The sequence below is a fragment of the Cellulomonas pakistanensis genome (assembly GCF_016862755.1).
GTDB lineage: Bacteria > Actinomycetota > Actinomycetes > Actinomycetales > Cellulomonadaceae > Cellulomonas > Cellulomonas pakistanensis.
Genome location: NZ_BONO01000002.1, coordinates 240960 through 250624, shown reverse-complemented (window position 1 = coordinate 250624; position 9665 = coordinate 240960). Strand labels below are relative to the sequence as shown.

Sequence of the window (9665 nt, the reverse complement as noted above, 5' to 3'; positions counted from 1 at the left end):
GGGCTCCGGCGTGGCCGCGGACGGACGAGCGGGTGCGGCGGGCTCCGGCGCGGGCGCGGGGGAACCCGTCGTCCCCGCGCGGTGGGCCGACGACCCGTTCCTGCTCGACGAGCGGCGCTGGTGGCGGCCCGCCGGGGCGCACGCCGACGGCGACGCGATGCTCCTCGTGCAGCGCGCGGCGCGCCGGGAGGGGTCGGACGACGACCAGGCCGACGGCCCCGGGGCGGCGCACGACGCGGTCGCCACGATGCTGCTGGCCGTCGGCCCCGCCGAGCGTGTCGCGGCGCTGCTGCGCGCCCACGCGCGGCCGGGGCACCGGTTCGCCTGGGTGGACACCGACGCGCTCGGGCTGCTGCGGGCCGACGAGGTCGCCGCGCTCGGCCTCGCCCCGAACCGCACCGGCTGGGAGTGGCTGGTGACGGAGTCCGCGCCCGCGCCGGTCGCCGCCGAGGTCCGGGTGCGGGAGCTCGACCCGCGGGCCGACGCCGACGCGATCCGCGCATGCCTCGCGGACGCCAACCCGACGACGGACGCCGACCCGTCCGGCGCCGGCGAGCGCTGGTGGGGCGCCCGGGACGCCGCCGGCCGGCTGGGCGGCGTCATCGGCGCGGGCCCGCGGGCCGGTGCGGTGGGCGGGCGCGGGTCCGCGCACCTGCACGGGCTCGGCGTCCGGCCGGGGGAGCGCGGGCAGGGCCTCGGCGCGGCGCTCACCGCGGCGGCGGTCCGGACGCTGCTCGCGGACGGCGCCGACTGGGTGTCCCTCGGCATGTGGGACGACAACCACGGCGCCCGGCGGATCTACCACCGCCTGGGGATGCGCACGGCGCACCGCCTGACGACCCTGCGCTCGACGACCGCCTGACCGGCGCCGCCCGCCCGCCGACCGGGCACCCGACGCGTCGAGTGGGCAACCACGGCATGCCCACTCGACGTGTCCGGTGCCCACTCGCGGACGCGGGGCCACGTCGGCGGAGCCGTGCCCGGCGCGCGCCGGGCCGGGCGGGCCCGAGCCGCGGCCGAGGGCGCGGGTCAGTGGCTGAGGGACAGCCGCTCGTAGACCCGGCGCAGCGGCGCCGGCGCCCACCAGTTCAGGTCGCCCAGCACGGTCATCGTCGCGGGCACGAGCAGCAGCCGCACCAGGGTCGCGTCGATCAGCACCGCCACGGCCAGCGAGAAGCCGACCTCCTTGATCACGAGCAGCTCGCCGGCGACGAACCCCGCGAACACCGCGATGATGATCGCCGCCGCGGACGTGATCACCCGGCCGGAGCGCTGCAGGCCCAGCCGGACGGCGTCGTCGTTCGGCACCCCGGCGTCGTGCAGCTCCTTGATCCGCGACAGCAGGAACACCTCGTAGTCCATCGCCAGCCCGAACGCGAAGGCGATGACCAGGGCGAGCACGTACGTCTCGATGCCCCCGGTGGGGTCGAACTGCAGCAGCCCGGACAGGTTGCCGTCCTGGAACACCCAGACCAGCACGCCGAGCGACGCGCACAGCGACACCACGTTGGTCAGCAGGGCCTTGATCGGCACCAGCACCGAGCCGGTCATGAGGAACAGCAGCACGAGCGTCGCCACGGCCACGATGCCGAGCGCCCACGGCGCCCGGTCGAGCAGCGCCTCCGTGAAGTCGATCTGGTTGGCCGCCTGCCCGCCGACGTACGCCTCGAACGGCAGGTCGAGGTCGCGCAGCTCGCGCACCACCGCCTGGGCCTCGGCGCCGCCCGGGTCCGTGGTGCCCGGCCGGACGCCGATGACGACGACCGGCCCGCGCGCGGCGGGCGCGTCGACGGAGGCGACGCCGTCCAGCGCCTCGATCTGCGCGACGGCCGCCTCGGCCTCGGCGACGGAGGTCTGCGCGACGACCGGCACGGCCGCGGACGACGACGCCGGGTACTGCTCTGCCAGCACCTGCACGTACTCGCGCTGCGGGCTGGACCGGGGGAGTAGCTCGGTCGTGGAGTTGCGCAGCTCGAGGTGCAGCAGCGGGATCGCGAGCACGAGGAGCACGGCGAGCGAGCCGCCCATGACCCACCAGGGCCGGCGCTGCACGCGGGCGGCGAGGCGGGAGAACACGCCCTCCTCGTGCTGCACGTCGGCGGTGCGCGCGAGCACGGCGCGGACCCCCGGCACCCGGGACAGCACGCTCGGCCGCGCGAGCCGCCGGCCAGCGAGGACGAGCAGCGCCGGCACCAGCGTCAGGGCGGTCGCGACCGCGAACACGATGACGGCGACCGAGCCCGCGCCGAACGCCCGCAGGATGTCCTGGCGGAACACGAGCAGGCCGGCGATCGAGATGGCGACGGTCAGCGCGGAGAACGCCACCGTGCGGCCGGCGGTCGACATCGTGGTGAGCAGGGCGCCGACCACGGCGCCGTCGCCGCGCCGCCGCCGGGCGGACCGCCCCTCGTCGTCGCCGAGCGCCTTGCCGAGCTCCTCGCGGAACCGGGACACGATCAGCAGGCCGTAGTCGATCGACAGGCCCAGGCCGAGCACGGTGACCACGTTGACCACCGACGACTCCAGGTCGTCCATCAGGTACGACAGCGCGACCAGCGAGCCGAGCCCGCCCGCGATCGACGCGATGGCCCCGGCCAGCGGCATCGCCGCCGCCAGGAAGCCGCCGAACACCAGCACCATGATGAGCAGCGCGATCGGCAGCGCGACGGCCTCGCCGGTGGTGAGGTCCTTCTCGACCTGCTCGGTGATCGCGGACACGATGAGCGAGGTGCCGCCGACCAGCCCGGTCGCGTCCGGGGCCACGTCGCCCAGCGCGCCCGGCACGGCCTCGAGCGACTCGCGCAGCTCCCGCAGCGCCGCGGTCTCGGCGTCGGCGGACAGCTCGGGGTCGAGCTCGGCGACGACCAGGAACCCGTCCCCGTCCTGCGCGAGCAGGGGCGCGGCGGCCGGGTTCTCGGGCCCCTGCGGGAGCACGAACGGGTCGATGACCGACAGCACGCCGTCGACGGCGGCGACGTCCTCGCGGGCGGGGGCCAGCGCCTCCGCCAGTCCCTCCGTGGCGGGGTCGACGCCCTCGACCACGAGGCTCAGCGAGGCGCCGGACGTGCTGGTCTCCGCGAGCAGCTCGCTCGCGCGGGCGCTGTCCGAGCCCGGGACGACCGGCTCGCCGGTGCTCAGCCGGTCGAACAGGTTCTGGCCGCCGACCCCGACCAGCGCCAGCAGGAAGCAGGCCGCGGCCAGCACGGCCCAGGCGAGCACCGTCAGGCGGGGGTGGCGGGCGACCAGGCGGCCGAGGCTCTCGAACACGCGGGTCAGCATCGCAGGCCGGACGCCACTCGCGCACCACCGGCCTCACGCGTCCCGCGACGGCGCGCGAGACGCCGCGAGGGCGCACGACGTCGCGGGCGCCCGGGGGTGTCCCGTGCGCCCCGGGGGTGCCGGGCCGCCCGCGGCACCGCGGCGCGGCGTGTGGGACGGCGCCCGTAGGCTCACGGGCATGGATCTGTTCGACGCGGTCACCACCTCGGCGCAGGGCACGCCCGCCCCGTCGGCGGGGGCGCCGCTGGCGGTGCGCATGCGCCCGCGCAGCCTGGCGGAGGTCGCCGGGCAGGAGCACCTGCTGGTGCCCGGGTCGCCGCTCCGACGGCTCGTCGAGCCCGGGGACGCCACCGCGCGCCGCGCCGCCCCGTCGTCGGTCGTGCTCTGGGGACCGCCCGGCACCGGCAAGACGACGCTCGCCTACCTGGTCGCCACCACGTCGGGCCGCCGGTTCGTCGAGCTGTCCGCGGTCACGGCCGGCGTCAAGGACGTGCGGCAGGTGGTGGACGACGCCCGGCGCCGGCTCGCGTCCGACGGCTCGGAGACCGTGCTGTTCATCGACGAGGTCCACCGGTTCACCAAGGCGCAGCAGGACGCGCTGCTGCCCAGCGTGGAGAACCGCTGGGTGACGCTCGTCGCCGCCACCACGGAGAACCCGAGCTTCTCGGTGAACTCCCCGCTGCTGTCCCGGTCGCTGCTGCTCACGCTCAAGCCGCTCGACACCGACGACGTCCGGGCGCTCATCCGGCGCGCCGTCGAGGACGAGCGCGGGCTCGGCGGCGCGGTCGCGCTGACCGAGGACGCCGAGGAGCACCTGCTCCGGCTGTCCGGCGGCGACGCTCGCAAGGCCCTGACCATCCTGGAGGCCGCGGCCGGCGCCGCGCTGGCGGACCGGGAGGCGCGGCTCGCCGACCCCGACGTCGACCTCGGCGACGAGGCCGACGTCCCCGCGGTCGTCGACCTGGCCACCACGGAGCGCGCGATCGACGTCGCCGCCGTGCGGTACGACCGGGACGGCGACCAGCACTACGACGTGATCAGCGCCTTCATCAAGTCGGTGCGCGGCTCCGACGTCGACGCCTCGCTGCACTACCTGGCGCGGATGATCGCGGCGGGGGAGGACCCGCGGTTCATCGCGCGCCGGATCGTCATCTCGGCGTCGGAGGACGTCGGCATGGCGGACCCGAGCGCGCTGCAGACCGCCGTCGCCGCCGCGCAGGCCGTCCAGCTCATCGGCATGCCCGAGGCGCGGATCATCCTGGCCGAGGCGGTCGTGCACCTCGCGACGGCCCCGAAGTCGAACGCCGCCTACAACGGGATCAACGCCGCGCTGGCCGACGTGCAGGCGGGCCGGCTCGGGTCCGTGCCCGCGCACCTGCGGGACGCGCACTACGCCGGCGCCAAGCAGCTGGGCCACGGCAAGGGCTACCTGTACGCGCACGACCACCCGCACGGGATCGCCGCCCAGCAGTACCTGCCCGACGACCTCGTGGGCACGCGGTACTACAGCCCGACCGACAACGGGTACGAGCGGCAGGTCGGCGAGCGGCTCGGCCGGATCCGGTCGGTGCTGGACCAGGCGCCGCCGCCGCGGGACTGAGGGAGGCGCGCCCGCGGAGGGGCCGACCCGCCGTGCCGCCGGAGGATCGCCGCGCCGCGCCGCCCAGGCCCCGCATTAGGCCCAGCGTCGCGCACCCGGTAGAGTTGCACGGTCGTCCGCACCCCGGGGTCTCCCGGTGGGTCAGCCGGACGGCCGCCTGGGGTCCTAGCCGCGTCCGCCTCGTACGGACGCACGGAGGTCGGCCCCACGCCCCGCCCGGGAACCCCCGGGCACGGGTGTGCCGTACGAGAAACGACAGGAACGATCACATGAGCAACGTGACGCGTGCGCGTCGCCAGGTGCGCCTCTCCCGCGCCCTCGGCCTCGCGCTCACCCCGAAGGCCGTCAAGCACTTCGAGAAGCGCCCCTACCCGCCCGGCGAGCACGGCCGCGCCCGCCGCCGCACCGAGTCCGACTACGCGGTGCGTCTGCGCGAGAAGCAGCGTCTGCGCGCCCAGTACGCGCTGCGCGAGAAGCAGCTCGCCCGTGCGTACGAGGACGCCCGCAAGGCCCCGGGCCTGACCGGTGAGGCCCTGGTCGAGGACCTCGAGACCCGTCTCGACGCCCTGGTGCTCCGCGCCGGCTTCGCCCGCACCATCCTGCAGGCGCGCCAGGTCGTGACCCACCGCCACATCCTCGTCGACGGCAAGATCGTGGACCGTCCGTCCTTCCGCGTGAAGGAGGGCCAGACCCTGCAGATCAAGCCGAAGTCGCAGACCACCGTGCCGTTCCAGGTGGCCGCCGCCGGCGCCCACCGCGACGTGCTGCCGGCCGTCCCGGGCTACCTGGACGTCCAGCTCGAGAAGCTGTCGGCCGTGCTGGTCCGCCGCCCGAAGCGCGCCGAGGTCCCCGTGACCTGCGACGTGCAGCTGGTCGTCGAGTACTACGCCCGCTGAGCCACCCGGCTCGCACGTCCGCGACGCCCCCGCGCCGCCCCCTCGGGGCCGGCGCCGGGGCGTCGCGGCGTTCCCCGGCCCGGTGACCGGGCCGGACGCCCGGCCCGGCACCGCACGCCGGGTAGGGTTTCCCCGACGTCGGCGCGGTGCCGGCACGGAAGAAGGGCTGGCCATGCTGGGAGACATCGCGGGGCTCGTCGCGGCCATCGCCTTCGTGCTGCTCGTCGGCGCGCTGGCCGTGCCGCTGGTGAAGCTGGGGCGCGTCCTGGACGAGACCCGGGCCTCCGTGAAGGAGATCACCGAGCACACGGTGCCGATCCTCGACGAGGCCGCCACCACGGTGTCCTCGACGAACACCCAGCTCGAGCGGGTCGACGCGATCACCACCTCGGCCGCCACCATCACGCAGAACGCGTCCGCCCTGACGTCGCTGTTCGCCGCGACCGTCGGCGGACCGATGATCAAGGTGGCCGCGTTCAGCTACGGCGTGCGGCGCGCCCTGTCCGGCCTGCGCCGCGGGCGGTCCGGGCGATGAGCCGGCTGCTCTGGGTCGCGGTGGGCGCGGCGGCCGCGGTCGCCGGGGCCAAGCGGCTCGGCCTGCTGGACGACCTGACCGGCGCCCCTGCCGCGCACGGCGCGCACGCCGACGCCACGCGTCCGGCCGGCGCCGCCGGGACGGCCGCCGCGACCGCCACCACCGCCGCGCGCGCCGTCCGCACCGCCTTCCGCGCGGGCGCCACGACCGCGGGGACCGTGCGGTCGCTGGCCGACGCCCGTCGCGAGTTCCGCACCGGCATGGCGGAGCGCGAGGCGCAGCTGCGGCACGACCTCGTCGGCGACGTCGACGTGGACGCGATCCGGGCCGAGCGCGCCGGCCGCCGGGCCGCCGCCCGCGAGGCCGAGCACGACCGCTCCGGTGCCGTCCCGCCCGCCTGGCACCGCGACCCGGAGGCCCGCGAGGAGGCCCGCCGGGAGCGGGCGCGCCGCGGCTGGGCCGACGAGCCGGTGGAGGACCCGGCCGACGGCGACGGCGACGTGCCGTACTCCTTCTACTGACGACCGCGCCGCGGCCCCTAGGCTGCACGGGGTCGCCCCGGCGGGAACACCCGCGCGACGGGCGACGCTGAACCACGAGAACGGGCGAGGGCCCGCGACTCCCGCCACCCGACCCAGACGAGGACACCATGCGCACCGCCGAGATCCGCCAGCGTTGGCTCGACTTCTTCGAGGCCCGCGGCCACACCGTGGTGCCCTCCGCCCCGCTGATCTCGCCCGACCCGTCGACGCTGTTCGTGATCGCCGGCATGGTGCCGTTCATCCCGTACATGCTCGGCGAGCAGACGGCGCCGTGGCCCCGCGCCACCAGCGTGCAGAAGTGCGTGCGCACCCTCGACATCGAGGAGGTCGGCAAGACCACGCGGCACGGCACGTTCTTCCAGATGAACGGCAACTTCTCCTTCGGGGACTACTTCAAGGAGGGGGCGATCACCCACGCGTGGGAGCTGATCACCACCCCGCAGGACCAGGGCGGCTACGGCTTCCCGGAGGACAAGATCTGGGTCACCGTCTACGAGACGGACGACGAGGCGGCCGAGCTCTGGAAGAAGATCGCCGGCCTGCCCGACGAGCGCATCCAGCGCCGCGGCATGAAGGACAACTACTGGTCGACCGGCGCGCGCGGCCCCGCGGGCCCGTGCTCGGAGATCTACGTCGACCGGGGGCCGGAGTACGGCGCCGAGGGCGGCCCGGTCGTCGACGAGGACCGGTACATCGAGATCTGGAACCTCGTGTTCATGCAGTACGAGCGCGGCGACGGGGGCGGCAAGGAGGACTTCCCGATCCTCGGCGAGCTCAAGCAGAAGAACATCGACACCGGCATGGGCCTGGAGCGCGTCGCGTTCCTGCTGCAGGGCGTCGACAACATGTACGAGATCGACGAGGTCTTCCCGGTCATCGAGGCGGCGCAGGCGCTGTCCGGCCGGACCTACGGCGCCGATCACGAGGACGACGTCCGGATGCGCGTCGTCGCCGACCACGTGCGCTCCGCGCTCATGCTGATGGGCGACGGCGTCACGCCGTCGAACGAGGGCCGGGGCTACGTGCTGCGCCGCCTGCTGCGCCGCGCGGTGCGCGCGATGCGGCTGCTCGGCGTCGAGACCCCCGCGCTGCCGACCCTGCTGCCGGTGTCCCGCGACGCGATGTCGCCGTCGTACCCGGAGCTGGCGCGCGACTTCGACCGCATCGCCAAGGTCGCCTACGCCGAGGAGGAGGCGTTCCTGCGCACCCTCGTCGCGGGCACCTCGATCCTCGACCTCGCGGTGTCCGAGGTGAAGACGGCCGGGACCGGTACGCCGAGCGCGGCGCCGCTGCTGTCCGGCGAGAAGGCGTTCCAGCTGCACGACACGTACGGCTTCCCGATCGACCTCACCCTCGAGATGGCCGCCGAGCAGGGCGTGTCGGTCGACGAGAAGGCGTTCCGGACCCTCATGCAGGCCCAGCGCGAGCGCGCCCGGGCGGACGCCCTGGCCAAGCGCGCGGGCCGCACCGACACCGCGGCGTACCAGGACATGCACGCGACGCTCAGCGGGTCCGGTGCCAGGCCCGTCGAGTTCGTCGGCTACGACCGCACCACCGCGCGCTCGCGCGTCGTCGGCCTGCTGGTCGACGGCGTGCCCGCGCCCGCCGCGACCGCGCCCGCGGACGTCGAGCTCGTCCTGGACGTCACGCCGTTCTACGCGGAGATGGGTGGCCAGCTCGCCGACCACGGCTCGATCGTGCTCGACGGCGGCGCGACCATCGAGGTCGACGACGTGCAGGCGCCCGTCAAGGGCCTGCCGGTGCACCGCGGCCGCCTCGTCGAGGGCACCGTCACGCTGGACGAGCCGGGCGTCGCGTCCATCGACACCGCCCGCCGCATCGCGATCAGCCGCGCGCACACCGCGACGCACATGGTGCACAAGGCCATCCAGGAGTCGCTCGGCCCGTCCGCGACCCAGGCCGGCTCCGAGAACGCGCCCAGCCGCGTGCGGTTCGACTTCCGCGCCGGCCAGGCGGTCCCGCAGGGCGTGCTGTCCGAGGTCGAGGAGCGGGTCAACACCCGGCTGCAGGAGAACCTCGAGGTCACCGACGCGGTCATGCCGATCGCGGAGGCCCGCGCGCTCGGCGCGATGGCGCTGTTCGGCGAGAAGTACGGCGACCAGGTGCGTGTCGTCTCGATCGGCGGCGACTGGTCCCGCGAGCTCTGCGGCGGCACGCACGTGCGGCAGTCCGGCGAGCTCGGCCTGGTCACCCTGCTCGGCGAGTCGTCGATCGGCTCCGGCGTCCGCCGGGTCGACGCGCTCGTCGGCGACGGGGCGTACGGCTTCCACGCCAAGGAGCGCGCGCTGGTCGGCCAGATCTCCGGCCTGCTCGGCGCCCGCCCGGACGAGCTCGCGGACCGCGTCTCCTCGCTCATGACCCGGCTCAAGGAGTCCGAGAAGGAGCTCGCCTCGCTGCGCGCGGCGCAGGTCCTCGCGGCGGCCGGCTCGCTCGCGTCCTCGGCGGTCGAGATCGCAGGGACCCGCGTGGTCGCGCACGATGCCGGCGAGGTCGGCGCCGCGGACGACCTGCGCACCCTGGTGCTCGACGTCCGCGCCCGGCTCGGCGAGTCCGCCCCGGCGGTCGTCGCGGTCGGCGGCGTCGCGAAGGGCCGCCCGGTCGTCGTCGTGGCGACCAACGCCGCGGCGCGCGAGAAGGGCGTCCGCGCGGGTGCGCTGGTCAAGACCGCGTCCGGCCTGCTCGGCGGCGGCGGTGGCGGCAAGGACGACCTCGCGCAGGGCGGCGGCACCGACGCCGCCCGCCTGCCGGAGGCGCTGGCCGGCGTCCGCGAGGCGATCGGGGCGGGCGCCTGA

General features: G+C 75.7%; 7 protein-coding genes. 6 read left to right on the top strand and 1 reads right to left on the bottom strand.

The features are described from left to right. The coding region (locus Cpa01nite_RS02575) for a GNAT family N-acetyltransferase (RefSeq protein WP_203667148.1) at positions 1-862 on the top strand (862 nt) is incomplete at its 5' end. A 167-nt stretch (positions 863-1029) separates the two neighbouring features. Here Cpa01nite_RS02575 and Cpa01nite_RS02570 read toward each other — a convergent pair. Next, positions 1030-3279: an MMPL family transporter gene (locus tag Cpa01nite_RS02570; protein WP_203667147.1), complete on the bottom strand. Its 2250-nt coding sequence runs from the start codon at positions 3277-3279 to the stop codon at positions 1030-1032. A 178-nt stretch (positions 3280-3457) separates the two neighbouring features. Between Cpa01nite_RS02570 and Cpa01nite_RS02565 the strand changes: the two genes are divergently transcribed. The 5 genes from Cpa01nite_RS02565 to alaS all read left to right on the top strand — a co-directional run bounded on the left by Cpa01nite_RS02565 (position 3458) and on the right by alaS (position 9665). Beyond that, on the top strand, positions 3458-4879 hold the full coding sequence (locus Cpa01nite_RS02565; RefSeq protein WP_203667146.1) for a replication-associated recombination protein A: 1422 nt from the start codon (positions 3458-3460) through the stop codon (positions 4877-4879). A 269-nt stretch (positions 4880-5148) separates the two neighbouring features. Next, complete coding sequence (gene rpsD, locus Cpa01nite_RS02560) at positions 5149-5775, top strand: 30S ribosomal protein S4 (RefSeq protein ID WP_147793637.1); 627 nt, start codon at positions 5149-5151, stop codon at positions 5773-5775. A 172-nt stretch (positions 5776-5947) separates the two neighbouring features. Then, complete coding sequence (locus Cpa01nite_RS02555; protein ID WP_203667145.1) at positions 5948-6310, top strand: DUF948 domain-containing protein; 363 nt, start codon at positions 5948-5950, stop codon at positions 6308-6310. Next, entirely contained in the window at positions 6307-6831 is a 525-nt protein-coding gene (locus Cpa01nite_RS02550; protein WP_203667144.1) for a hypothetical protein, read from the top strand. Before Cpa01nite_RS02555 ends, Cpa01nite_RS02550 begins: the two co-directional genes overlap by 4 nt. 128 nt (positions 6832-6959) lie before the next feature. Beyond that, complete coding sequence (gene alaS, locus Cpa01nite_RS02545; protein WP_203667143.1) at positions 6960-9665, top strand: alanine--tRNA ligase; 2706 nt, start codon at positions 6960-6962, stop codon at positions 9663-9665.

Excerpts from the sequence above, each read along its gene's own strand:
- Cpa01nite_RS02550 (WP_203667144.1), top strand. The coding sequence starts at position 6,307 with ATGAGCCGGCTGCTCTGGGTCGCGGTGGGCGCGGCGGCCGCGGTCGCC.
- Cpa01nite_RS02555 (WP_203667145.1), top strand. The coding sequence starts at position 5,948 with ATGCTGGGAGACATCGCGGGGCTCGTCGCGGCCATCGCCTTCGTGCTG.
- rpsD (WP_147793637.1), top strand. The coding sequence starts at position 5,149 with ATGAGCAACGTGACGCGTGCGCGTCGCCAGGTGCGCCTCTCCCGCGCC.
- alaS (WP_203667143.1), top strand. The coding sequence starts at position 6,960 with ATGCGCACCGCCGAGATCCGCCAGCGTTGGCTCGACTTCTTCGAGGCC.
- Cpa01nite_RS02570 (WP_203667147.1), bottom strand. The coding sequence starts at position 3,279 with ATGCTGACCCGCGTGTTCGAGAGCCTCGGCCGCCTGGTCGCCCGCCAC.
- Cpa01nite_RS02565 (WP_203667146.1), top strand. The coding sequence starts at position 3,458 with ATGGATCTGTTCGACGCGGTCACCACCTCGGCGCAGGGCACGCCCGCC.